The organism is Pseudomonadota bacterium (genome assembly GCA_039033415.1).
GTDB lineage: Bacteria > Pseudomonadota > Gammaproteobacteria > Xanthomonadales > SZUA-38 > JANQOZ01.
On sequence record JBCCCR010000011.1, the window covers coordinates 94,163 to 117,692 of the forward strand.

Annotated in this window: 20 protein-coding genes; 10 read left to right on the forward strand and 10 right to left on the reverse strand. The window is 63.9% G+C overall.

Going from position 1 to position 23,530, the window contains the following annotated elements; genetic code table 11:
- Nucleotides 1–50: 50 nt before the first annotated feature.
- Nucleotides 51–950, forward strand: a complete 900-nt coding sequence (gene lpxL / locus AAF358_10855; protein ID MEM7706044.1) for an LpxL/LpxP family Kdo(2)-lipid IV(A) lauroyl/palmitoleoyl acyltransferase — start codon at nucleotides 51–53, stop codon at nucleotides 948–950.
- A 50-nt stretch (nucleotides 951–1,000) separates the two neighbouring features.
- Here lpxL and radC read toward each other — a convergent pair whose 3' ends face one another.
- Nucleotides 1,001–1,663, reverse strand: coding sequence for a DNA repair protein RadC (gene radC, locus AAF358_10860; GenBank protein ID MEM7706045.1), 663 nt, complete (start codon nucleotides 1,661–1,663; stop codon nucleotides 1,001–1,003).
- 132 nt (nucleotides 1,664–1,795) lie between these two features.
- Between radC and coaBC the strand changes: the two genes are divergently transcribed.
- From coaBC to AAF358_10875, 3 genes are read left to right on the forward strand one after another with little or no spacing between them, the layout of a single operon-like run.
- Nucleotides 1,796–3,028 (forward strand): bifunctional phosphopantothenoylcysteine decarboxylase/phosphopantothenate--cysteine ligase CoaBC, encoded by a 1,233-nt coding sequence (gene coaBC, locus AAF358_10865; protein MEM7706046.1) that lies wholly within the window; start codon nucleotides 1,796–1,798, stop codon nucleotides 3,026–3,028.
- On the forward strand, nucleotides 3,025–3,492 hold the full coding sequence (dut, locus tag AAF358_10870) for a dUTP diphosphatase (GenBank protein MEM7706047.1): 468 nt from the start codon (nucleotides 3,025–3,027) through the stop codon (nucleotides 3,490–3,492). The genes coaBC and dut overlap by 4 nt, the downstream gene beginning before the upstream one ends.
- A gap of 47 nt (nucleotides 3,493–3,539) precedes the next feature.
- Complete coding sequence (locus tag AAF358_10875) at nucleotides 3,540–5,948, forward strand: phosphomannomutase/phosphoglucomutase (GenBank protein ID MEM7706048.1); 2,409 nt, start codon at nucleotides 3,540–3,542, stop codon at nucleotides 5,946–5,948.
- A gap of 89 nt (nucleotides 5,949–6,037) precedes the next feature.
- Here AAF358_10875 and AAF358_10880 read toward each other — a convergent pair whose 3' ends face one another.
- From AAF358_10880 to AAF358_10900, 5 genes are all read right to left on the reverse strand, one after another.
- Nucleotides 6,038–6,685: a DUF4124 domain-containing protein gene (locus tag AAF358_10880; protein ID MEM7706049.1), complete on the reverse strand. Its 648-nt coding sequence runs from the start codon at nucleotides 6,683–6,685 to the stop codon at nucleotides 6,038–6,040.
- A gap of 197 nt (nucleotides 6,686–6,882) precedes the next feature.
- Nucleotides 6,883–7,542 (reverse strand): orotate phosphoribosyltransferase, encoded by a 660-nt coding sequence (gene pyrE / locus AAF358_10885; protein MEM7706050.1) that lies wholly within the window; start codon nucleotides 7,540–7,542, stop codon nucleotides 6,883–6,885.
- A gap of 176 nt (nucleotides 7,543–7,718) precedes the next feature.
- Entirely contained in the window at nucleotides 7,719–9,515 is a 1,797-nt protein-coding gene (locus AAF358_10890; protein ID MEM7706051.1) for a flotillin domain-containing protein, read from the reverse strand.
- A gap of 53 nt (nucleotides 9,516–9,568) precedes the next feature.
- A complete protein-coding gene (locus AAF358_10895; GenBank protein ID MEM7706052.1) occupies nucleotides 9,569–10,228 on the reverse strand; it encodes a YqiJ family protein in 660 nt (219 codons plus the stop codon).
- On the reverse strand, nucleotides 10,225–10,737 hold the full coding sequence (locus tag AAF358_10900; GenBank protein MEM7706053.1) for a hypothetical protein: 513 nt from the start codon (nucleotides 10,735–10,737) through the stop codon (nucleotides 10,225–10,227). Before AAF358_10900 ends, AAF358_10895 begins: the two co-directional genes overlap by 4 nt.
- A gap of 127 nt (nucleotides 10,738–10,864) precedes the next feature.
- Here AAF358_10900 and AAF358_10905 point away from each other — a divergent pair, with 127 nt between their 5' ends.
- Nucleotides 10,865–11,632, forward strand: a complete 768-nt coding sequence (locus tag AAF358_10905) for an exodeoxyribonuclease III (GenBank protein ID MEM7706054.1) — start codon at nucleotides 10,865–10,867, stop codon at nucleotides 11,630–11,632.
- Nucleotides 11,629–12,960 carry an MFS transporter gene (locus AAF358_10910; GenBank protein ID MEM7706055.1) on the forward strand — a complete coding sequence of 444 codons (1,332 nt, stop codon included), beginning with the start codon at nucleotides 11,629–11,631 and terminating at the stop codon, nucleotides 12,958–12,960. The genes AAF358_10905 and AAF358_10910 overlap by 4 nt, the downstream gene beginning before the upstream one ends.
- Here AAF358_10910 and AAF358_10915 read toward each other — a convergent pair.
- Both AAF358_10915 and AAF358_10920 read right to left on the reverse strand, forming a co-directional pair.
- Nucleotides 12,936–14,078, reverse strand: a complete 1,143-nt coding sequence (locus AAF358_10915) for an anhydro-N-acetylmuramic acid kinase (protein MEM7706056.1) — start codon at nucleotides 14,076–14,078, stop codon at nucleotides 12,936–12,938. The genes AAF358_10910 and AAF358_10915 overlap by 25 nt on opposite strands.
- 42 nt (nucleotides 14,079–14,120) lie before the next feature.
- Nucleotides 14,121–15,722 carry a peptidoglycan DD-metalloendopeptidase family protein gene (locus AAF358_10920; GenBank protein ID MEM7706057.1) on the reverse strand — a complete coding sequence of 534 codons (1,602 nt, stop codon included), beginning with the start codon at nucleotides 15,720–15,722 and terminating at the stop codon, nucleotides 14,121–14,123.
- Nucleotides 15,723–15,939: 217 nt separating this feature from the next.
- On the opposite strand from AAF358_10920, the gene gcvPB reads away from it, so the two are divergent.
- Nucleotides 15,940–17,391, forward strand: coding sequence for an aminomethyl-transferring glycine dehydrogenase subunit GcvPB (gene gcvPB / locus AAF358_10925; protein ID MEM7706058.1), 1,452 nt, complete (start codon nucleotides 15,940–15,942; stop codon nucleotides 17,389–17,391).
- 11 nt (nucleotides 17,392–17,402) lie between these two features.
- On the opposite strand, the gene AAF358_10930 is transcribed toward gcvPB, so the two are convergent.
- Together AAF358_10930 and AAF358_10935 are read right to left on the reverse strand one after the other, a co-directional pair.
- Nucleotides 17,403–19,892 carry an FtsX-like permease family protein gene (locus tag AAF358_10930; protein MEM7706059.1) on the reverse strand — a complete coding sequence of 830 codons (2,490 nt, stop codon included), beginning with the start codon at nucleotides 19,890–19,892 and terminating at the stop codon, nucleotides 17,403–17,405.
- Nucleotides 19,889–20,596 (reverse strand): ATP-binding cassette domain-containing protein, encoded by a 708-nt coding sequence (locus AAF358_10935; GenBank protein ID MEM7706060.1) that lies wholly within the window; start codon nucleotides 20,594–20,596, stop codon nucleotides 19,889–19,891. Before AAF358_10935 ends, AAF358_10930 begins: the two co-directional genes overlap by 4 nt.
- Between AAF358_10935 and AAF358_10940 the strand changes: the two genes are divergently transcribed.
- From AAF358_10940 to AAF358_10950, 3 genes are all read left to right on the forward strand, one after another.
- Nucleotides 20,577–21,266: an arylesterase gene (locus tag AAF358_10940; GenBank protein MEM7706061.1), complete on the forward strand. Its 690-nt coding sequence runs from the start codon at nucleotides 20,577–20,579 to the stop codon at nucleotides 21,264–21,266. The two genes, AAF358_10935 and AAF358_10940, sit on opposite strands and share 20 nt — an antisense overlap.
- A gap of 131 nt (nucleotides 21,267–21,397) precedes the next feature.
- Complete coding sequence (locus tag AAF358_10945) at nucleotides 21,398–22,111, forward strand: response regulator transcription factor (GenBank protein MEM7706062.1); 714 nt, start codon at nucleotides 21,398–21,400, stop codon at nucleotides 22,109–22,111.
- Between the two features lies 1 nt (nucleotide 22,112).
- Nucleotides 22,113–23,471, forward strand: a complete 1,359-nt coding sequence (locus AAF358_10950) for a HAMP domain-containing sensor histidine kinase (GenBank protein MEM7706063.1) — start codon at nucleotides 22,113–22,115, stop codon at nucleotides 23,469–23,471.
- Nucleotides 23,472–23,530: the final 59 nt, after the last annotated feature.

Sequence of the window (23,530 nt, forward strand, 5' to 3'; positions counted from 1 at the left end):
GTTTGGGGCGAGGGCCGATATCAGCCGGCGTTTGAGTATATCATCGCGCCATGCAGCCGCTCTGGCACCCTCGATTCTGGCCGACCTGGTTCGGCTTTGGCTTACTCTACCTCTGGCAGCTGCTGCCCTGGCGCTGGTCAATGTGGCTGGGTGCGCGGCTCGGTGGGCTCCTGAGACGGGTCCTGAAGTCGCGGGTCAAGATCACGCGCCGAAATCTCGAGCTGTGTTTCCCCGAGCTGGATCCGGCCGCCCGCGAGACGATGCTGCGGGGCAGCTTTGCATCGGCGGGTTGTATGGTGCCCGAGGCGGGGCTGGCCTGGTATGGGTCCGCGGCGCGGATCGCACGACTGTCGACGTTGAGCGGCACCAAACACCTGGATGAGGCGCTGGAGGCTGGGCAGGGTGTGCTGCTGCTGGCCGCACACTTCACCACGCTGGAGATTGTGGGCCGGATCGTTTGCCAGCATCACCGGGAAAGCAAAGGCGTACTCTATCGAGAGCACCGCAATGCAGCGCTGGAATATCTGGTGCGTCGTGGCCGCGGGGGTTATTCCGGCGCCAGCTTCAATCGTCAGCAAACCCGGGGAGCCGTGCGTCACCTGCGCAAAGGCGGCCTGCTTTGGTACGCCCCGGACCAGGATTACGAGCGTGGTCAGAGTGTTTTTGCTCCGTTTTTTGGTCGCCAGGCTTCTACCTCCGTGTCCGCGCACCAGCTGGCAGCCATGGGGCGTGCCCGCGTCTTGACGCTGCGTCAGCGTCGTCACAAAAACGGTTACGAGGTGGTGCTGGAGCCCGCGCTGGAGGGGGTGCCCAGCGACGACGCGCTTGCTGATATGACTCGCATCAACGCCGAAATGGAGCGGATCATCCGGGAATGCCCGGAGCAATATATGTGGCTTCACCGTCGCTTCAAAAATCGACCGCCCGGTGAGGCGTCCGTTTACGATTGACGGGTCCCCGGCGACAAGCCATCCCGCTATGTCTCGATCCCGTAGTGCGGCTAGAGCCGGCCGTGCTCAGCGAACGAGAAACATCGCTGGCCTGCCACGATCAGGTGATCGAGCAGCCGGATGTCCAGCAGGTCCAGGGCATCCTTGAGGCGGCGGGTCAAGGAGAGGTCCGCATGGCTTGGAGCCGGATCACCCGATGGGTGGTTATGGCCCACGATCACCGCGCTGGCGTCTCGTTCCACGCATTGCCTAAGGATTTCTCTGGGGTACACCGCGGCGCTGTCGATCGTACCTTCAAAAAGGATCTGGAAATCGACCGGGCGGTGTCGGGTATCCAGGTACAAACAGCCGAAACACTCGCGTCGTCGGTGACCCAGCCGGGCGCCAAAGTAGCGGCGGCTGTCCGCCGGGCTGGCGACGGTGTCCGGCGGCCGCAGCGGCGCCGCCAGGCGAGCCGCAAGCTCGGTGACGCAGAGCACGCGAGTCGCGCGTGCCTCGCCGATCCCGCGCAGGCGTCGCAGGTCCCAGCCGCTGGATCGGGCGACTCCAGCGAGGCCGCCGAGACGGTATAGCAGGTCTTCCGCCAGGCCCAGTGGATCGCCACCAGGCCCCAGGAGCAGCGCCAGGAGTTCGGCGGTCGACATCGAATGTGCACCGCGGTGCAGCAGCAGCCGACGCAGTCGGTGCAGGGAACGATCGGCGGCTGCCGTCAAGAGCGCGATCTCAAAAGCGCTAAGGATACGAAGAACATCCGCTGATCCTAGGGGGATGGGCGTGGCCGGGGAACGGACAACCGACCCAATTGCCTGTAAGCTTAGAGCCAGACAGATCAAGGCCTTAGACGCTTGGAACTTACCCTGGAAGGGCGCCGCATCGTGCTGGGAATCGGCGCGGGCATCGCGGCCTACAAAGCGCCGCAGCTGGTGCGACGGCTGACCGAACGGGGCGCCTCCGTGCGGGTTGTGCTGAGTTCCTCGGCAGCGCAGTTTGTCACTCCGCTGAGCCTTCAGGCGGTGTCGGGTCTGCCGGTGGCCAGCGATCTGCTGGATCCTGCCGCTGAAGCCGCCATGGGCCACATCGAGCTCGCCCGCTGGGCTGATCTGATCCTCATTGCGCCCGCAACGGCCAACCTTATGGCCCGGTTGCGCGGCGGCATGGCCGACGACCTGCTGACCACCCTCGTGCTGGCCGGCGCGGCTACGGTGGCGGTAGCGCCGGCCATGAATCAACAGATGTGGGCTCATCCGGCCACGGCGGAGAACGCCAGAGCGCTGGTCGGCCGGGGCGTGCGCGTACTAGGTCCGGCTGCTGGCCAGCAGGCCTGTGGCGATGAGGGCCCAGGACGCATGCTGGAGCCGGAGCAGCTGGCCGACTGTGTCGAACACCTCCTTTACGGCAGCGAGCCGCGGCTCAGCGGACTGCGGGTGGTCATCTCAGCAGGGCCCACCTTCGAAGATCTCGACCCCGTCCGGTTTCTCGGCAACCGCAGCTCGGGAAAGATGGGTTTTGCCCTGGCGGGTGCGGCGGTTGCCCACGGTGCTTCGGTCACGCTGGTGGCCGGACCGGTGACGCTCAGCACACCTGCGGGCGTTGATCGCATCGACGTTCGCAGCGCAACGCAGATGCACGATGCGGTGCATGAGGCGGTGGCGAGAGGCTGTGATCTGTATGTCGGAGCCGCCGCGGTCGCTGACTTTCGGCCGTCTGAATATGCGCTCAACAAGCTCAAGAAATCCGGCGACGAAGGCATGGCGCTGGCGCTGGCGCAAAATCCAGACATACTTGCCAGTGTGGCGGCGCTGGATGGCGGCCCATTTACGGTTGGCTTCGCCGCCGAGACCGAAGCCCTCGAGCAACATGCGCAGAGCAAGCTCGAGCGCAAGAAAGTCGACCTGCTGGCCGCCAATCGGGTGGGGCGACCAGGGTGTGGTTTCGACGCCGACTGCAACGCGCTGACGGTGTTTAGCCAATGCGGGCAGACCACCTTGGAGCAGCAGTCAAAAGTCAGCCTTGCCCACCGGCTGCTGGGGCTCATCGCGGACGCAATGGGTGGGGCGACGGAGAGCAACCAGCGTTGAGAGAAGGGTTACGAACCATCCAGCTGAAGGTGCTGGATCCACGGATCGGGGACAGCATCGCGCTGCCCGAATACGCCACCGACGGTTCCGCCGGGATGGATCTGCGCGTGGTGCTGGATGAGCCCCTGGAAATCGAGCCGGGTGCAACGCACCTGCTGAATACCGGCATCGCCATTCATTTGGGTGATCCGGCGCTGGCGGCGGTGCTCCTTCCGCGGTCTGGCCTCGGGCACAAGCACGGTATCGTGCTGGGCAATCTGGTGGGTCTGATCGACGCCGATTATCAGGGGCCGTTGATGATTTCCTGCTGGAATCGTTCGGCGGAAACCTTTACCGTTAACCCGGGAGAACGGATCGCACAGCTGGTGATCGTGCCGGTCGTGCAGGCTCAGTTTGAGCTGGTGACAGATTTTGAAGAGAGCTCAAGAGGCGCGGGAGGTTTTGGCCACTCGGGGCGTGGATGAGCTGTGGGAGACTTTTTTGCTGAAACGGCACCCATTGGGGGGGCGTCATGGCGGGTAAGATGACCGCTCTGGAGCGGGCGCAGCGCGAGCGTGAGCGCAGTGCTAAGCCGACGCTGGACTGGCGGTTGCTCATGTTTCCGGCGATCCTTACGCTGCTTGCCGCGGCGACGCTCTGGTGGCTTTACCAGGCCGCCAGCCACCTGTGGTTTGACCGGCAAACTGAGAACCTCAAGAGCCAGGCCACGGAGATCCGTGCGGCCATGGTCAGGGATTTCCGCGAAAAGGAGTCACAGATTCTGCTCGCGGCAGAGTCGGAGCAGGCGCTGCTGGCCGCCGAGGATGGCAGCAGCGGCATCATGGCGTCTGCGGCCCTGGATCTGCGCGGACGCCTCGACGGCGCCGAGTGGGTTCGCATTTTTTCGCCGGCCGTTGAGGGGCTGCAGCCCGAACCGCATCCGGGGCTTGGCTGGGCCGGGATCTATCTGCTGCTCCGGGCCAAAGATTCGGGTTTCCCCGCTGGCCCGGGCGGCGGTCTGGTGCGAACCGAAAACGCCCACTACAGCTGGGCTGCACCGATCACCCAACGGGTCTCAAACAACGACCGGCGCCTGTTCGGCTTCCTGCTGGTGCGCTATCCCATGACCGACAGCAAGGCCATGGTCGAGGCCACGGACGTCGGTGGCGGGTATCTGGATTTGCGGGTTTACTCGCAGCTGGGTTCCGGTCTGATCGCGGCCGCCAGCGGTCGTCAGCGGACCACCAACGAGTTTCTCGAGCTGGTGGACGTCGGAGATAGCGAGTTTAAGCTGGCGTACCACTATCCTGAGCTGCCCCTGCAGAATCGCTTCAGCTGGTGGATCAACCTGGTGGCGGCAGTGGTGACCGCTCTCTTGCTGGCCTGGACCCTGCGCCAGCGCAGTAAGGTGATCAAGGGGATGGCCGAGGCCGCAGGCACGCTGGAGCCGATTATCCTCGACGATCTGGACGACGAGCCAACCGAGGGCGCCGAGGACGGTCTGGGTGAGGCCATGGCGTTCGCGGACTCAGGAGCCGCCGGTGGCGGTGAGGCCGTCGGCACGGCCGATCACCCGCCGGCCAGCATCTTTCGCACCTACGACATTCGAGGGGTTGTCGGCGACACGCTGACGCCCGCTTATGCCTCCATGATCGGCCGCGCCATCGGCAGCGAGGCTTTGGCGCGTGGCCAGTCGCAGCTGGTGGTTGCCCGCGACGGCCGGCTGTCAGGGCCGGAAATGACCGAGTCGCTGATCGCGGGCCTCACCCGCTCCGGCATTGACGTCATCGATATCGGCGCCGTGCCGACCGGCGTGCTCTACTACGCCACCCACAGCCTGGAAACCGGCACCGGCGTGATGGTGACCGGCAGCCACAACCCGCGCGACTATAACGGTTTTAAGATCATGATCGGCGGCGACACGCTGTCGGGGAGTGATATCAAGCTGCTGCATCAGCGGATTGTCGACGGAGATCTCAGCGAAGGCGAAGGCGGTGTCCAGGAAATGGACCTGCTGGATGACTACGTCGATCGCATCGCCTCGGACGTCCAGATGGAAGAGCCGCTCAAGGTGGTGGTCGACTGCGGCAACGGTATCGCCGGACGGGTGGCGCCCTGGGTGCTGGAGGAGATCGGCTGTGAGGTGATCCCGCTGTACTGCGAGGTCGACGGCGAGTTTCCGAATCACCACCCCGATCCGTCGGAGCTGAAGAACCTTCAGGATCTGATTTTGACGGTCGAGCGGCTCGACGCTGATCTAGGCGTGGCGTTTGACGGCGACGGCGATCGCCTGGGCGTCGTCACGCGGGATGGGGAGGTGGTTTTTCCGGACCGGCTTATGATGCTGTTTGCCGAGGATGTGCTGACCCGCAACCCCGGCGCGGCGATCATCTATGACGTCAAGTGCACCGGCCATCTGGCTAAGGTGATTCTGGCGCACGGCGGCAGCCCGATCATGTGGAAAACGGGCCATTCGCTGATCAAGGCCAAGATGAAGGAAACCAGCGCAGCGCTGGCGGGCGAGATGAGCGGGCACTTCTTCTTCCAGGAGCGCTGGTACGGTTTTGACGACGGTATTTACGCCTGCGCGCGGCTGCTGGAGATTCTGGCGGCCAATCCCGACGGCGCCAGCGCGATGCTCGACGCGCTGCCAAGCTCGGTGAGCACGCCCGAGATCAAGGTCGAGATGGCCGAAGGTGAGCACTACGCGTTTGTGGAGCAGTTCGTTGAAAAGGCCAGCTTTGAGGGCGCTCGGCTGACCACAATCGACGGTATCCGGGCGGACTATGACGACGGCTGGGGCCTGGTGCGGTGCTCAAACACCACACCCTGTCTGGTGATGCGATTCGACGCTCAGTCTGAAGGGGCGCTGGCCCGAATCCAGGGCACCTTCAAAGAGCAGCTGCTCAAGGTACGCAGCGATCTGGAGCTGCCCTTCTAGCGGAAAGGTTTGCCAGTGGTATGGGCCAGCTTGGCTGACCACTAAAGCTCGCGAGAAGGATGCAACCACCGGGTGGCGTGAACGCCGCCTTAACCGTTGCCGCCGCGACCCTGCATCACCCGACGAAATCTAGCGAGTTCCTCGTCAAACTCGGCTTTCAGCAGCAGCTTTTCCGCCTCGCGGTCCATGATCTTCTGCTCCTGCTGGGCAATCTGCTCCTGCAGCAGCGCGATCGTTGCCCGGAGATCGTCGCTCACCTCCAGGCCCTGGCTCTCCTGCTCGGAGGCCCGCTTGGTCAGGCCCTCCAGTGAGCCGGTATGGCTGTCGATGACCGTTTGCGCTGACTGGATCTGTCGGTTCATGGCGTCGATACGCTGATCGCGCATCGCGATGATGTCGTCTTCCGAGTTGTACTGGGACTTTAACTTTCGCTCCTCGCGAAGTCTCGCTTCCTCAGCTTCCTCCATGGCCTGCTTCTCAGCCAGCAGCTTGGCCTCCTCAGCGAGCTCCTGAGGGGTTTTGGCTCGATCGACCTTGTCAATCACCACACCCTGATCGTTGAGCTCCTCACGGCCGCGTTTGACCTGCGCGGGCGGCACCTGGTCGCTGTAGTAAACGTTGCCGTCTGCGTCCACCCACTTATAAAGCTTCTGGGCGGCGGCGGGCATCGACACAGCGGCCACCAGGGTCGTTGCGAGCAGGCCGCGGAGCAATTGAGTGGAACAGCGTTCGGTCATGGCAGATCTCTACGTGAATAGGTGGGCCGGGAGCACGCACAGCCCCCCAGCCGCATACATTAATAACCTCGAAGCGCCTCAGCTCCCAGACACAGATTGTTAATTTTTGTGTAACGCCTGGGCAAGCTCACACTTTTTTTGACGCGGTGAGCGCCGGAGGGTTCCCCCAGCGGCGCGGCAGCCCGACCGGCGGTTCATCAGCCCGGGTCAGCGTTGGTGCCGTAGAGCGCCCGGTACTGAACAATCTGCTTGCGGCGTTTCTCCGCGCCCCGCGTGCGTCCAAGGTATTCGATAAGCGTATCGAGACTCAGGATGCTGATCACCGGCACCTCATAACGACGCACGATCTCCGCGCTGGCTGACTCTTCGGTCAGGCCTCGCTCCTGCCGGTCCAGCGCGAGCGCCACGCCTGCCAGCGTGGCACCGGCAGCATCGATCTGTTCCGCCGCCAGGCGGATGGAGGTGCCGGAGGAGATCACGTCGTCGATGATCACCACCCGCTTGCCGGCCAGCGGGGCGCCGACCATTTGACCGCCTTCGCCGTGATCCTTGACCTCTTTCCGGTCGTAGGCAATCGGGACGTCCATGCCGAAATGTCGGGAACACGCGATCGCGGTGGCGCAGGCCAGCGTGATGCCTTTATACGCTGGCCCGAAAAGCAGATCGAAATCCAGCTCGGAATCCGCCAGCGTATGCGCATAGGCGTTGCCCAGCGCGTCCAGCGAAAGGCCCGTATAAAACAGGCCAGCGTTAAAGAAGTAGGGGCTCTCGCGGCCGGATTTGAGCGTGAACTGGCCAAATTTCAAAATCTCCAGCTCGACACAAAGCTCCAGAAAAGCTGCCTGATAGTTTTTCAAGGCTGCGCTCCTGTGGATAAAGCGCCTATTCTAACCGGTTGCCATGACCTTGCTGCCGGTTTAGCGCTGCCGCCACGCTGGCGAACGGCCAAAGGGTGCCAGGCCAAATGTGCCAAACCGGCGGCGGGGAGACCCCGTCGCCGGTTCAGCGGAGCGGTTACCGCAGATGGGTAAGCTTAGCTGGAGGGGCTGGCCTTCGGCGCCTTGCCGTTCGGAGTCAGATCCCTCACCTGCGCCAGGCCGTCCAGAGATTCGCCGGACAGGCCCACCTCACCGAGGATCGACTCGATCAGCGGCGCCTGGGCCCGGTAGCGCAGCGCGCTGTTCACCACCTGATCGGCCAGGCCGGCCCGCGTGCCGTTCGCGGGCGCAGCGCCGTTGGCTGCGGTCTCACCATCACCTCCGCCGTGCTCGCCGGCACCGTTGAGGCCGGCAACCTGGACGATCTTGATGCCGTCGATCTGCTCCATCGGCTTGACGCTCTGCCGGATGATCTCCGGGAGCTGCTCGACGATCGACAGCTTGACCTGCATCGCAATCTGCTCCGGCGACAGCACGTTGGCCGATTCGTTAATCGCCCGCTTGCCATCCGCGTCGACCCGATACCGTTCGGCGGCACCTTCCGCCCGGAGCCGCTCAGACTCGGCCGCCGCTGTTGCCTCGATGCGGATCCGGTCGGCTTCCGCCTCAGCGCGCGTCCGTACCGCCGCCGCTTCATCGTCAGCGGCTTCGCTGACGGCCTGCGCCTTAACGGTTACGTCGATCTTGTCACGCTCGGCTTCTTTGGTTGCCTCGACCAGTTCGATCGACTTCAGACGCTCAGCCACCTCTACCTCGCGTACGGTGGTCACCTGCTCAGCGGCCCGCACGGCTTCAGCGCGCGCTTCGTCTGCCAGCTTCTCCGCCAGCGACTGATCGCGAGACTTCTCCGCCACCGCAATTTCGCGGTCCTGCTCGGACAGCTCGATGGCCCGCTGGCGCTCGATGTCCGCCGTCTGAACGGCCTTTTCCCGGGAGAGGTCGCGTTCGCGGATCTCCTGCTCTTTGGCGATGCGCTGCTGTTCGACGGCGCGCTCCGACTCGATGCGGGATTGTTCCACCTGCTGCTGCGCAACGATGTCGGCCCGCTCGGCTTCCTGGCGTTTGGCGGCTCGCTCGAGCGCAATCTCGGCCTGCTGGCTGGCGCGCCTCACTTCCACCTCACGCTCCTGCGCCAGCTTGGCGTACTCCTCTTCCCGGTCGATTTCCAGCTGCTGCTGGGCCGCCTCGAGGTTTTTGCGCTGAATCAGTACCTGGGTCTCCTGCTCGATGTCATTGCGCTTCTTACGCCGCGCCTCGATGGCCTCGGTCAACTTGGTCAGACCCTCCGCGTCGAACGCGTTGTCCGGGTTGAAAAACTCTTTGCCGGTCTGGTCCAGGCCCGTCAGGGAGACAGTTTCCAGCTCCAAACCGTTTTTCAGCAGGTCTTCGGAAACCACCTGTTGCACCTTCTGCACGAAGTCGGTGCGCTGCTCGTGGAGCTCCTCCATCGCCATTTCGGCGGCCACGGATCGCAGCGCGTCGACAAACTTGCCTTCGACCAGCTGCTTCAGGGCGTCCGGCTGCATGGTTCGCTGACCGAGCGTCTGGGCGGCATTGGCAATCGCGTCAGCGGTCGGCTGCACCCGAACGTAAAACTCGGCCGCCACGTCGACACGCATCCGGTCCTTGGTAATCAGCGCCTGGTCGTCGTTGCGGTGCACGTCTAGACGCAGCGTGTTCATGTTGACCGGGATCACCTCGTGAAAAACCGGCAGCACCAGCGCACCGCCGTTCATGATCACCTTCTGTCCACCGGCACCGGTCCGGACAAAAGAGATTTCTTTTGACGCCCGCGTGTAGAGTCGGGCGATGACTAATACCAGCAGGATGACGGCAACCAAAATGGTGCCTGCCACCAGCAGAATGTCGAGATAGGTTGTGAATTGAGACATAAAAATTCCTCCTAAAGGGTTGGCAAAATGTGGGGGTTAAAGGGGTTTAAGAGTCAGGGCCGGGCGGCCCTGACGACAAAGCTGTTGCCCACGAGCTCGACGATGACCACCTCGCTGCCACTGGCGAGCTCAGGCCCGCCGGCCTCCGGCTCCACCATCACGTAGTGAGTCTGGCCGTGCACGTCGGTGAGCCGCGCCTGCGCCGGCGAGCCGGGGCGGGCCGTGCCCAGGGTGATGACGGCGTTGGTGCCGACGAAGCTGGAACGATCCACCGCCTCGGTTTCGTCCCTCGGCATCACCTTGGCGATTCCGCTCAGCAGCGGCCGCATCACCGGCAGCGTCAGCGGCAGGGTGATGATGGCCGCCAGCGAGGCACGCATCGGTTCACCAACCTGGCTCGCGATCACGCTCTGCAGGGTTAAACCCAGCAGGCCAAAGCTGGCCAGGAAGACAATCAACACGACCAGCGCCGGCAGCTGGTCCAGCTTGAGCCAGCTGAGAAAAGCCGCCAGCGACAGCTGGCTGCCCAGCTCGGCGTCCATCTCCACGTCAAGCTCAGCGCCGGTCGCCAGATCCGGCAGCGCGCCGTCGACCAGCGACGATAGGGCGGTCCCGAAGGCCATCGTGATCAATTCCATGATCAGCAGCAGCGCCATCAGCGCCAGCGAAACGGCAAACGGAAACGCTTTTTCGTGAGTCAGTAGTTCGATCATTGTTTTCCTCCTTGTTCGGCCAGCAGCTTCGCGAGCGCCAGCGTCGGGCCCAGCCTGCGGCTCACCGCATTGGGCTCGTAGCACGGGTTCGGTTCGGTCAGCGCCAGGCGCAGCACCGCTTCGATCAGACGGAACACCCGTTCCGAGATGCCCGCCTCGAGCTGCGACAGTTCGATAACTTCTTCTGAGTCCGGCTCCTGGTCGATGCCCGCCAGCAGATAACCCAGCATGTCGGGCAGCCACTCGTACACCCGGGCGAGAAGCTCGGAGTGCACCTGTTCGCGCCGCTCCTGATCGAGCAGGCCGAGGCGCACCGGATCCAGCAGCTCGTCGACCATCCGCAGCGCCGCGGGGTAGCTGTGCGTTCCCTCTTCCCGACGCCGCGCCCGATCGATGATGTGGCGCAGCTTTTCGCTCACCGTATCAGCGCCCGGAAGGCTCAGATGTTTGAGGAAGCGCGCCTCATCGCTGCTTAGACGAACGCTCAGGTTGACGCTTTTTTCTGACATGTCGTGACTTCCCCAAAGTTGATGCACAATAGTTTACAGATGTAATACAAATGTAATGCAGTGCTGGAAGTCATGGTCGCGACGGACCCTGCTAAGATGCGCCGCTCACCGACTGGGATCGAAGATCGTGCGAATCATCTCGCTGAACGCTAACGGCATTCGCGCCGCGGAAAAGAAAGGCGTTTTCAACTGGCTGCGGCGGCAAAAGGCTGACGTGGTTTGCATCCAGGAAACCAAGGCCCAGGAGCATCAGCTCGAGGGGAACAAAGCCTTTTTTCCCACGCCGTATACCTACTATCACGACGCCGAAAAAAAGGGCTACAGCGGCGTTGCGCTCTACTGTGCGCGCGAGCCGGATCGGGTCCGCAGTGGTCTCGGCGTTGCGTCTTTTGACGCGGAAGGGCGCTGGATTCAGGCGGATTTCGACAACCTCTCGGTCGTTTCGCTGTATTTACCGTCGGGGTCCTCCAGCGAAGAACGTCAGCAGGTAAAGTTTTCCGTCATGGACTGGCTGCTGCCGAAGCTGCGAAAGATGGCTGGGGATGGTCGCGAGTACATCATCTGTGGCGATTGGAACATCGCTCACACGCAGCAGGATCTCAAAAACTGGCGCGGCAACCGAAAGAACTCCGGGTTCCTGCCGGAGGAACGCGCGTGGATGGACGAGCTGTTCGGCGACGCCGGCTGGGTCGACACCTTTCGTCAGCTCGACCAGCGCGATGAGCAGTACACCTGGTGGTCCAACCGCGGCCAGGCGTGGGCCAAAAACGTGGGCTGGCGGATCGACTATCAGGTGGCGACACCCAAGGTCGCCGCTACGGCCCAGAGCACCAGCATCTACAAGCGCAAGCGATTCTCTGACCACGCCCCGCTGGTCATCGACTACGACTGGTGAGTCGTTGGCGCAGCAAGCTGCCCGTCGGCGTCAGGCCTTACCTTGAAGGCGCGCCGCTGGCCGCCTTCTTTCTCGGCGTTTCCTCCGGCTTTCCCTACGCGATGATCGGCGCCACCCTGACCACCCGGCTGGCTCAGGATGGCATCGATAAACGTTCCGTCACGGCGTTCTCCCTGGCGTTCCTGGTCTACAACTTCAAATGGATCTGGGCGTTTGCGGTCGACACGGTGAGGCTTCCCCTCCTGGGGCGCCTGGGCCAGCGGGTCTCCTGGCTCATCGCCTCGGGGCTGGCCGTGATCGCTGCCGTGGTCAATCTGGCGCTGGTCGATCCCGCGGCGAGCCTGCTGACCACCGCTTACGCCGCGGTGGCGGTCGGCGTTGCCGGAGCCACCTTTGACATCGTGATCGACGGCTATCGGATCGAACTCCTGTCTCCTCGCCAGCTCGGCGCCGGGTCCGGCATGTCTCAATACGGCTGGCGCATCGGATCGGCCGGTGCAGGCGCCTTGGCGCTGCTGCTGGCGGCGCCGCTCGGCTGGGAAATCGCCTATCTCGCCTGCGCGGCGCTGGCGCTGCCCGCCATGCTTACAGGCCTCGTTATGGGAGAACCCACGAGGCGCGAACGGGTCGAGCAGCGTCAGGGCCTGGCGCACATGGCCAACGCCGTGGTCGCACCCATCGCGGAGTTTCTTAAGCGCCGCGGGGCCTGGCTCATCCTGGCGTTTATCCTGCTGCACAAAATCGGCGACACCCTGGCCAACCTAACCTTTCGGCTGCTGTTCGACGACCTCGGCTTCAGCAATGCGGAAATTGCTGTCTATGACGTGGCCGTCGGTTTCTGGGCGTATCTGATCGGCATCTTTGCCGGCGGCATTCTCTACACGCGGCTGGGCATGCAGCGTTCGGTGTTGATCAGCCTGGTACTGATGGCGGTGTCCAATTTCAGCTTTGCCGCCCTGGCTGCGGCAGGTGACAGCAATCTCGGTATGGCGGCGGCCATCGGTTTCGAGAACGCCGCCAGCGGCATCGGCGGTGTGGTGGTGGTGGCCTATTTCTCCGCCCTGTGTGACCTGCGGTTCACCGCCTCGCAATATGCGCTGATCTCAGCGGCGGCCAGCATTGTGGGGCGCGTCCTGACCGGCACGACGGCCGGTGGTCTGATTCAGTCGATGGGATACGTGAATTTTTATCTGCTCACAACGCTGGCGGCGGTGCCGGGGATTGTACTTTTCCTGCTGATGATGCGCGCGGGCATGATGGGGACCACCGAACACTCGGCCGGGACCGCCTCCGCGGACCCCGTTCAGGGAGAGAACCGCACGCCATAAATGTGGGCGGGCGCACCGGTCACCGCCTCCAGATCGGTCAAGCCGCCGCGCAGCGCCTCCCGGGCCAGCCAGGCGAACAGGACCGCTTCCACCCAGTCCGCCGGCAGCCCGTAGCGGTCGGTGGGCTCAACCACCATCGGCGCCAGCAGATCATCGAGACGCTCCATCAGGTGGGTGTTGTGGACCCCACCCCCGCAAACCATGAGCCTTGCGCAGCCGGGGAGCTCGCGCCTGAGCGCGTCGGCCACGCTCCGGGCCGACAGCTCGGCGAGGGTCGCCTGAACGTCCTGCGCGGAAAGCTCAGCGGCGCCGGCCGCCTTGATGCCGGCTTCCAGCCAGCCCAGCTCGAAGTATTCGCGGCCGGTGCTTTTCGGCGGCTGTCGCCCAAAGTAGGCATCCGCCAGCAGCAGCTCCAGCAGCGACTCCTTGGGCGTCCCGCCCGCGGCCCAGGCGCCTTCGGCATCAAACGCCTGTCCGCGGTGACGCTGAACCCACTCGTCCATCAGACAGCTCGCGGGGCCGGTATCGAAGCCGGTCACCGGCGCCACCGGGCCAGCCGGCAGCAGCGTCAGGTTCGCAATGCCGCCGAGGTTCAGCACCGCGCGGTGTTCTCCGGCATGGGAAAACAGCCGCCGATGCAGCGCGGGGGCGAGCGGCGCCCCCTGGCCGCCGAGCGCCACATCACGTCGTCGAAAGTCGGCGACGGTGGCGATCCCGGTGCGTGCTGCGATGACGTGGGGGTTGCCCAGCTGCAGGGTGCTCGGCGCATCGGCGAGCGCCGCACCGATCGGGCCGTGGAAAATGTTTTGGCCGTGGCTGCCCAGCCCCGCGATAACCTGAGGGTCGGTGCCGTGCTTATCCAGCAGAGCCAAGGCTGCCGCAGCGAACGCCTCACCGATCTGCGTATCGAGCGTCGCCAGGTCTCCCGGCGTGCAGTGTGTTCCTGAACACGCTGCCGCGATGGCGTCTCGCAGCGTCGGCTCATAGCGATAGGTTTCGCCGCCCAGCAGCCGAGGTTCGGAACCGGAAAAACCGACCAGGGCGGCGTCGATGCCGTCCATGCTGGTGCCGGAAATCAGGCCGAGAAACAGGTTGGGAGGATCAGACGCTGGCGCCATGACAAACGTCCGCTGCGAACCGCGGCGTGCCGACCTCCCCCATCAGTCTTTGGCGGCAAGCAGGGTTCGACCCTGGATCAGCTCGAGCTGATTGAGGAGCGGCGTGGCAACCTGCTGGAACGCGGCCAGCTCCGCTTTCGGCAGCGGGTCGGCCTTGGGCAGATCGACGGTCCGCGGATTGCGGTGCACGCCGTTGACAAGAAACTCGTAGTGGAGGTGCGGCGCCTGAGCCAAACCCGTCATCCCGACGTAGCCGATGACCTGGCCTTGCTTCACCCGCTGGCCTTTGCGAACGGCGCGTTTGGTGAAATGCAGGTACTTGGTGACGATGTTGTTGCCGTGTTGGATAAAGACGTAGTGACCGTTGTACTTGTTGCGCGCTGAGGCGACCACCTTTCCATGGCCTGCGGCAAATACCGGTGTACCGGTGGGGGCACGATAATCGGTGCCGTTGTGCGCTTTCACCCGCTGAAGGATCGGATGGAAGCGGCTGGGGTTGAAGTTAGAGCTGATGTAAGAAAAGTTCAGCGGCGCCCGGAGAAACGCTTTGCGCATGTTGCGGCCGTCCGGTGAAAAGTATTCCTCACCATTTTCCGTCGTGAAGCGAACGGCCTGAAAGTTCTCGCCTTGGTTGATAAAAGTGGCGGCGACGATGTCCCCGGCCCGCAGAAACTCGCCGTTGCGATACAGCTCCTCATAGATCAGGTGAAACTCATCACCGCGGCGGATATCCAGCACAAAATCGATGTCCCAGCCAAACAGACCGGCCATGTCCATGATCAGCCTATCGCTCAGGCCCGCCTCGCGGCCGGCGCGAAACAGGGAGCCACGGATCACGCCGCCGGTGTGTCTCAGCTGCGTCACCAGGTTCTCTTGCTGAATTTCGCTGGTCAGCTTGCCGTCGACGCGATGGATTCGCAGGCGCTGGTCCTCGCTGAGCTGATACTCCAGCGCCGCCAGCTCGCCGCTGTCATTCAGCTGAAATGCCAGCTCGTCACCGGGATAGATTCGCGTCAGGCGTTCGGTCGTCTCATTTAAATGCACGACCCGATGCACAACCCCGGGACCCAGGCCCAGCCGCTGAAAAACCGCAGCGAGCGTATCGCCTTTGCCGACGCGCTGGATGTCCCAGGTCGCCTCCGTAGATTCGGTCCCTGAGGGTAATGCTGGTGTCTGCTGGTCGGGAAGCGCCAGCGTTTGGGTTATCTTGAGTTCCGCTGCTTTGGCGGCTGACCGATTGCCCAGGCCCTCGAGCGCCAGGGACAGCAGCGGAAGCACCAGTAAGAGCACTCCGGTCGCCAGCCACTGCCGGCGCGATCCGGGGACGCCGGGAAAGGCGCGCTCCGAGCTCGGTTGGCCGGTGATCAGGGCAGACGTTGTTCGATGGGTGAATTGAGCAATCCGCCGGGCGGCGCCTTTCAGCGCCGTCGCGGCGCGCGTTCTGATATCGGTGAGAATCGCCCGCGACGACCGGACGGTTAGGCTCTTGGTGGATTCACTCGCTCTGGACGCCGCGCCGTGCTTAATCCGACCCAGCCGCCCACGGTTGGCCTTGGGCTGGCGCCGGCGAGCACCGGCAATCCGAGGACGCCGGCTGGGTGCCGAGTGTTTGTGATCTCGCGGCAGCTTGTGTCTCGACGGCACAGAAAAATCCAGGCGGGGCAGGCATTTGTTGGTCGCTAAGATAACGGTGCGGCCGCTGAGCGTCAATTTTGACCAGCCGCCTCAAGAAAGCAGGAATCTGTCTAAAAACTGGTCGTGGTCCCGTGCCACCGTTATTCGGTATCATGCGCGGCGCCCGCTGGCATCAGCGAGCGTCTTGCACGAAGCCGCCCGACCTGCAACAGGAAACGAATGAGCCATGCTGATATTTGACCAGTCCGCCAGCGGCCGCCAGGCCGCCGCCCAGCATCCGGAGCCAGTGGCGCTCGGTGACGCCATCCCCCAGCATCTGCGTCGCGCCGGGTCGGCCCGGCTGCCCGAGGTCTCCGAACTGCAGGTGGTTCGCCACTACACCCGCCTGTCGCAAAAGAATTTTGCCATCGACACGCACTTCTATCCGCTGGGTTCCTGCACCATGAAATACAACCCGCGCGCGTGTAACAAGCTGGCGATGCTCGATGGATTCCTGGGCCGCCACCCCGCAGCGCCAGACTCGCTGTCTCAGGGATTTCTTGGGGCCATGCACAACCTGCAGCAGATCCTGGCCGAGGTCACCGGAATGCGAGGTATCTCGCTGACCCCGATGGCTGGGGCGCAGGGCGAGTTCACGGGGGTTGCGATGATTCGTGCCTATCACGCGGCTCGCGGCGACCTGGACCAGCGCACAGAGATTATTGTTCCCGACGCCGCACACGGTACCAACCCGGCCACGGCCATCATGTGCGGCTTCAAGGTCCGGGAAATACCGACCGCCGCTGACGGCGACGTCGACTTTGCGGCGCTCGAAGAAGCGGTGGGCCCGCAGACGGCCGGCATCATGCTCACCAATCCCTCCACGCTGGGTGTCTTTGAGCGACGCATCACCGAAATCGCGGACCTCGTCCACGATGCGGGGGGGCTGCTTTACTATGACGGTGCCAATCTCAACGCGATCCTGGGCAAGGCGCGCCCGGGTGATATGGGTTTTGACGCGATCCATATGAATCTGCACAAGACCTTTTCCACACCCCACGGCGGGGGTGGACCCGGGGCCGGTGCGGTTGGGGTGTCTGAGCGTCTGCTGCCGTTCCTGCCAATTCCCATGGTCGGTCAGAATGACGACGGCGGCTTTCGCTGGCTGACCGAGGAAGATCGGCCGCAGTCGATCGGTCGGCTGTCCGGCTTCGCCGGCAACGCCGGCGTGCTTTTGCGAGCGCTGATCTATGCGCTGATGCTCGGTCGACAGGGGATGCCCAGAGTTGCCGAATACGCCACGCTCAATGCCAACTACCTGGCGAAGCGGCTGGCGGCCGAGGGTTTTGACCTGGCGTTTCCCACCCGGCGAGCCAGTCACGAGTTTATTGTGACGCTCAAGCGGGAGGCGAAAGCGTTTGGTCTGACCGCCACCGATCTGTCAAAGATGCTGCTGGACCGGGACTTCCACGCGCCGACCAACTACTTCCCGCTGCTGGTGCCCGAGTGCCAGCTGATCGAGCCGACCGAGACCGAAAGCAAAGAGGTGCTGGACCGGTTTGTCGAGGCGATGGTCGAGATCCGCCGTAGCGCGGAGGAAGACCCCGAGCAGGCGAAGGCGGCCCCGTTCACCATGCCCGTGCGGCGCCTGGACGACGTGAAAGCGGCGCGCCAGCTCGACCTGGCCTTTTCTGACTGAGAGCAGGCGCGTCAGGCGCCGTGCCGAAGCGTGACCATCGGAGGCGTGCGTAGCACGCTGCGTGAGCCGACCAGCCCCGTAAGCCCGATGGCGAGGGCGCCGCTGGCAAGACCAACCGCCGGCAGCCACCAGCTGGGCTGGTAGGCGATGTTGAACACCTGGGTTGCCAGCACGCCGCCGGCGACGACCGCTGCGGCTGCGGCCAGTACGCCGGCAACCGCCCCGATGACCGCAAACTCGGAAAAGATGGCTGCCCGCAGCTGGCGACCCGATCCGCCAAGCGTCCGCATCACCGCCCCTTCGTGCTGTCGCTGCGCAAGCCCCGCGCCGAGCGCCGCCAGCAGCACAACGACCCCCGCCAGCAGCGTGAACACAAACACCACCTGCACCGCCAGGGAGACCCGCTGAATCATGGTTCGCACCCGCTCCATAATGGTACCGATGTCCAGCACAGACACGTTGGGCGTTTGCCTGACCAGATCCGCGACGACGTCGAACCGTCCGCCGGGCAGGTACAGGCTGCTGATATAGGTGTGCGGAAAACCGCCGCCCAGCGTGCTGTTGAAGACGATAAAAAAGTTGGGCTGGAAGGAGTCCCAGTCCACTTCGCGAATGGAGGTGATCGTGCCGCTGATCGTTTGACCGCCAGCCGTGAACGTCAGCTCGTCCATCAGCTGGAAACCCATCGATTCAGCCCAGGACTGCGCCAGGGAAATCTGCAGACCGTTCACGTCAGGATCGCGCCACTTTCCTTGGATAATTGTGTTGCCGACCGACAGTTCGTCCGACCAGGAAATGTTGATGTTGCCGTCCACGCGGCGCCGGGCTCGATTGCTCGGCAGACTGGCGAGGTCGGGCGCTGCCCCGTTGATTTCCGACAGGCGACTGACAGCCAGCGGGAACAACCCCTGGCTGGCGACGCCGTTGGCCGCAAAGTGCTGATCGACCGTCGCCACCTGGTCGGGCTGGATGTTGATCAAGAAGTAGTTCGGCGCATCAGCCGGCAGGGTGTCGCGCCAGCCGCTCAAAAGATCGCGCTGAATCACGCCGAGCAGAAAGATGGCCGTGAGGCCGAGACCCAGGCCGGCCACCTGCATCAGAACCCCGCGGTTTTGCCGGGCGAGATTGGCCACCCCGTAACGCCAGCCCAGCGTGCGGCCGCGGGCCAGGCGCCGAGCCAGGCGAATCAATAGGAACGCGCCGCCGGCCAGTGCGAGGCCGGCACCCAGGGAGGCGCCGGCCATCACCGCGCCAAGCTTGATGTCTGCCGAAAGCCACCAGATCAGGGCGAGCGAAAAGACGAGCGCAAGTCCGTCGCCGACAAACTGGCTCGCGGGCGCGTCGCCCAGCTGGCGGTTGAGTACCCGGACCGGCGGCACGTGACGGAGGCGCAGCAGCGGCGGCACGCCGTAGCCCAGCAGGGTCAGCAGGCCAATACCCATGGCCACCAGCACCGGCTGCAGGCCCGCGCTTGGAATGGTTCCCGGCAGCAGGTCTCCGAGGGCCAGTACCAGCAGGTGCTGACTCAGGTAGCCAAGGCCGGCGCCCAGCAGCAGGGCGGGCAGCGCGGTCCACAGCAAAACCAGCGCAAAAGCGAGAATGATCGCATTCTGGCGACTGCCCAGGCAGCGCAGGATGGCGACGGTATCGAGGTGACGCTCCACAAACTGCCGTGCGGCGATCACGATGGCGATGCCGGCCAGCAGCACGGCGGTAAGCGCTGCCAGCATCAGGAACTGCTGCGCCCGATCCAGAGCCCGGCCGATCTGCTGCTGCGATTCAGCGATGGTCTGGATGGATTCGCCGGGCTTCAGGTTCGGCACCAGCCAGTCCTTAAACGCGGCCATAGCCTCCGGCTCACCAGCTACGAGGGCCCGATATTGAACTCTCGCGCCGGGGCCCAGCAGGCCGGCGGACTCGATGGCGGCAAACGGCAGCATGACGCGCGGCGCCAGGTTGAAAACGCCGCCACCCGCGTCGGGTTCCAACGCGATGGTCTCCGTCACCACAAACGACTGGTCGCCAAGCTCCAGCGCCCCGCCGACCGCCAGGTTGAGCTCGGCGACCACCCGCGGGTCGACCCAGGCCTGGCCTGGCTGCGGAACGCCCGTCGCGGTGCGGGCGGGTCCATAGAGTTCGCTGGCAACCTCCAGTCTTCCACGCAGCGGATAACCGTCGCTGACGCCTTTGACCTGAACCAGCAGCGACTGATCGCCGGCGAACGCCACGGTAGGAAACTCGATGGTCCGGGCCGTCTGCAGCCCTCGATCGCGCGCTTCTTCGAGCCAGGCGGTGCTGACCACCTGGCGAGACTGAATGACCAGATCGGCCGCGAGCAGCTCGTTGGCCCCCATCGTTAAGGCTTTGCTAACCCGCTCGGAGAAAGCACCAACCGAGGTTAAGGCCGCTGCGGATACCGCGAGCGCCAGGGCCAGCGCCCGAAGCTCGCCCGCCCGCCACTCTCGGCGAACCTGACGCAGCGAGAAGCTGATCACCTTCACGATTCAGCCACCAGGCGTGGCTGGGATTCCGACTGAATTTGTCCTGCCTCCAGCCGGATGACCCGGGCGCAGCGGTCTGCGAGGCGCTGTTCGTGGGTCACGAGCACCAGCGCCGTCCCGGCCTGCTGATTGAGGTCGAAAAGCAGATTGATGATCTCCTGACCCGTCGCGCTGTCCAGGTTGCCCGTCGGTTCGTCGGCGAACAGGATCTGCGGCTCACCAGCGTATGCGCGGGCGATCGCGACCCGCTGCTTTTCGCCGCCGGAAAGCTGGTTGGGATAGTGATCGAGGCGGTCGCCAAGGCCGACGCGGGTAAGAATGTCTCGCGCCTGCGAAACGACGCTCGCGGCGCCGGCGAGCTCGAGCGGCAGCATGACGTTTTCTTCGGCGGTGAGGCTGTCCAGAAGGTGGAACGACTGAAAAACGAAGCCCACGCCCTGGCCCCGCAGCACGGCGCGTTCGTCCTCGCTCATCGCGCCCAGGTTGTTGTCCAGCAGCTCAACCGATCCGGCGCTGGGCTGATCGAGGCCGGCCAGCAGGCCCAGGAGAGTGGTCTTGCCCGAGCCCGAAGGCCCGACGATCGCTAGCGAGTCGCCCTGCGCCACGGCCAGGCTGGTGGGCTTGAGGATCGTGAGTTCGCCACCTGGCCCGCTGACCGCTTTGCTTATATCCTTGGCATTGAGTATGAAGCGTTTATTCAACATCGAGTCTTCCTGGCTCCTAGCCCTTGGTTTGGTGAGTGCGCTGTTCTGCGCGTCTGCCTCGGCAGATAGCTCGGGCGCTGCGCCGGGACCGGTATTGGTACTGGGTGACAGCCTTGGCGCCGCCTACAACCTGCCGCTTGGGAGCGGCTGGGTCGATCTGCTGGAGCAAACGCTGACCGAGTGCCAGGTGGGTGTCGTGAACGCCAGCATCAGCGGCGACACCTCAGCCGGTGGCCTGGCCAGACTACCCGACCTGCTGGAGACCTACCAACCGTCAATCGTCCTGGTTGAGCTCGGCGGAAACGATGGCCTGCGTGGTCTCCCCACCTCAAAACTCTATGAAAATTTGCGTGAGATCGCGGTGAAGTCGGAGCGGACAGGCGCCCGCGTGGTGCTGGCGGGAATGCAGATTCCCGGCAACTATGGTGCTCGCTACCGCCAGGCGTTCAGCGACGTCTATCCCGAGCTCGCAGCGGAACTGGAGATTGCCCTGATCCCGTTTCTGCTCGAAGGGGTCGCCCTCCAGCCCGGCATGATCCAGGGCGACGGTATCCACCCCACGGGTGCGGCACAGCCGGTGATTCTCGAAAATGTGCTTCCCTATGTGTCATCTCAGCTTGACAGCTGCGCCGTCGGCGAGGCGAAAAAGGCGGGAATGACAGCCCAGTAATCGCCTCGCGGTCGGGCGTTTTTGGCGCTGACTGTCAACGCAAAATGACGACCTGAACTTCACACCGACGTCATTAAAAGGCCTAATATACTTGCCGGCTGATTGCACCAGTCTCCAACGGAGTCAATATTATGGGAGCAGATGACCAAGGCTTGATCCTCATGATTGAGGACAACCACGACATCGCAGAGATGGCCTCCGAGTACCTCGAGCGCCGCGGCTATCGCATGGACTTTGCCGCTGATGGCTTGACGGGCCTGCATCTCGCGGTCACCAACACCTACGACTGCATCGTACTCGACCTTATGCTGCCCGGCATGGACGGCCTCGCGTTGTGCCGACGCCTGCGGCAGGACGGCAAGAGCTCGACGCCGGTCATTATGCTCACCGCGCGAGACACCCTCGACGATAAGGTTCAAGGTCTGGACGCTGGCGCGGACGACTACCTGATCAAGCCGTTTGAAATCCGCGAGCTGGCAGCGCGGGTCAGCGCGCTGATCCGCCGCTCACGCCGGCAGGTCAGCCACGAGGTGCTGACGGTGGGTGACATGACGCTCGACACCTCCACGCTGCAGCTCAAGCGCGGCGGCAAAGACCTTTCGGTTTCCCCGATCGCCCTGAAGCTGCTCACCATTTTGATGCGTGAGTCGCCGAAGGTAGTATCGCGCCGCGACATCGAGCACGAGGTATGGGGTGACGTGCTGCCCGACAGCGACACCCTCCGGAGCCACCTCTACAACCTGCGGAAGGTAATCGACAAGCCGTTTGACCGGCCGTTGCTGCACACGATTCACAGCGCCGGTTACCGCCTGGCCGACCTGGAAGTCGAGGCCGCCGAGAGCTAAGGTGGCGTCCCGCGACGTCCAGCGCCGCGGCGTTCGCCGCCGCCTATTCTTCAGCTTTGCGCTGCAGGCCGGGGCTATCTCGCTGGCAGTGATTCTCGGCGTGGCCGGGACTTCCTGGGTGCTGCAGGAGTCGCTGGTCGAGCGCGCCATGTTTGAAGAGGCTGACACCCTGACGGAACGGCTTCGCGCGGATCCACTGGCCTCGATGCCCCACACCACTAATCTACGCGGCTACGTCAAGCGCTCGGGCGGTGACCAGCTGCCGAGTTATCTCGCGGCGCTGGGCGAGGGGTTCCACAGCCTCGATCCAGCGGTTCCGGGGGCCATCGCGTTTGTCACTCGCCGCGACGTCGGAACCCTCTACCTGGTCTTTCAGCAGCAAAACGTCCTGTCCCTGTCGCTGCTGTTTGGCGTGGTGCCCCTCGGGTTGGTGCTGCTGACCATCTACCTGATTACCTGGTGGACGTACCGCATGTCGCACAGTGCCGTATCGCCGCTGGTGCAGCTGGCACGGCGGGTTGAGAATCTCAATCTCAACCGTCTCGATGAGGCGGAGTTCCAGCCCGAACAGTTCGCCAACAGCGACGACGAGGTGTATGTGCTGACCAGTGCCCTCAATCAGCTTGGCGGGCGGATTCAGCGTTTTGTAGAGCGCGAGCGCAATTTCACGCGCGACGCGAGCCACGAGCTCCGAAGCCCGGTCACGGTGATCCAGATGGCGGCTGACATGCTGCTGGAGGAGGGCGATCTCGCGCCTTATCAGGAGCGGACCGTTCGGCGCATCCAAAACGTCGCGCGGGATATGCAGGCGCTGATCGAAGCGCTGCTGATGCTGGCGCGCGAGAGCGGTGAGGGGCTGGCCGTCAAAGAATTTAAGGTGAATACCATCGTCGCTGACGAGCTCGACCGCTATGGTTTCCTGGTCCGCAACAAGGCGGTACAACTGACCCAGAGTGATCGCGTTCAGCTTCATGTGGTCGGGCCGCCGAGCGTGCTGGCCGTCATGGTGGGCAACCTGATTCGCAACGCCTGTGCCTACACCAGCGACGGGGAGGTCAAGGTGATCGTGGGCCGCGGCTTTGTCTCGGTCGATGATTCGGGTGTGGGCATGTCGGAGGACGCGATTGCCCGCGTGTTTGAGCCGTTTTATCGCGCCGGGCGAAACGGCAAGGGCGGCCACGGGGTGGGTCTGACCATCGTCAAGCGCTTGGCCGACCGGTTTGGCTGGCCGGTGGAAATCCAGTCTGAGCTCGGAGTCGGCACCTGCGCCACAATCTATTTCCCGGAGTTCACGGTGGATGACGAAGCCGAGAAAGCCGCACTTGCCGCATCGCAGTCCGAGGCCGCCACGGGAACGTGACGCATCTCTCTATTGAGATAAAAAGATATTGACATTCGGTTTGGCAACGGTTTCAATAA

Excerpts from the sequence above, each read along its gene's own strand:
- lpxL (MEM7706044.1), top strand. The coding sequence starts at position 51 with ATGCAGCCGCTCTGGCACCCTCGATTCTGGCCGACCTGGTTCGGCTTT.
- AAF358_10875 (MEM7706048.1), top strand. The coding sequence starts at position 3,540 with ATGGCGGGTAAGATGACCGCTCTGGAGCGGGCGCAGCGCGAGCGTGAG.
- AAF358_10880 (MEM7706049.1), bottom strand. The coding sequence starts at position 6,685 with ATGACCGAACGCTGTTCCACTCAATTGCTCCGCGGCCTGCTCGCAACG.
- AAF358_10890 (MEM7706051.1), bottom strand. The coding sequence starts at position 9,515 with ATGTCTCAATTCACAACCTATCTCGACATTCTGCTGGTGGCAGGCACC.
- AAF358_10895 (MEM7706052.1), bottom strand. The coding sequence starts at position 10,228 with ATGATCGAACTACTGACTCACGAAAAAGCGTTTCCGTTTGCCGTTTCG.
- AAF358_10900 (MEM7706053.1), bottom strand. The coding sequence starts at position 10,737 with ATGTCAGAAAAAAGCGTCAACCTGAGCGTTCGTCTAAGCAGCGATGAG.
- AAF358_10915 (MEM7706056.1), bottom strand. The coding sequence starts at position 14,078 with ATGGCGCCAGCGTCTGATCCTCCCAACCTGTTTCTCGGCCTGATTTCC.
- gcvPB (MEM7706058.1), top strand. The coding sequence starts at position 15,940 with ATGCTGATATTTGACCAGTCCGCCAGCGGCCGCCAGGCCGCCGCCCAG.
- AAF358_10940 (MEM7706061.1), top strand. The coding sequence starts at position 20,577 with ATGAAGCGTTTATTCAACATCGAGTCTTCCTGGCTCCTAGCCCTTGGT.
- AAF358_10935 (MEM7706060.1), bottom strand. The coding sequence starts at position 20,596 with ATGTTGAATAAACGCTTCATACTCAATGCCAAGGATATAAGCAAAGCG.
- AAF358_10945 (MEM7706062.1), top strand. The coding sequence starts at position 21,398 with ATGGGAGCAGATGACCAAGGCTTGATCCTCATGATTGAGGACAACCAC.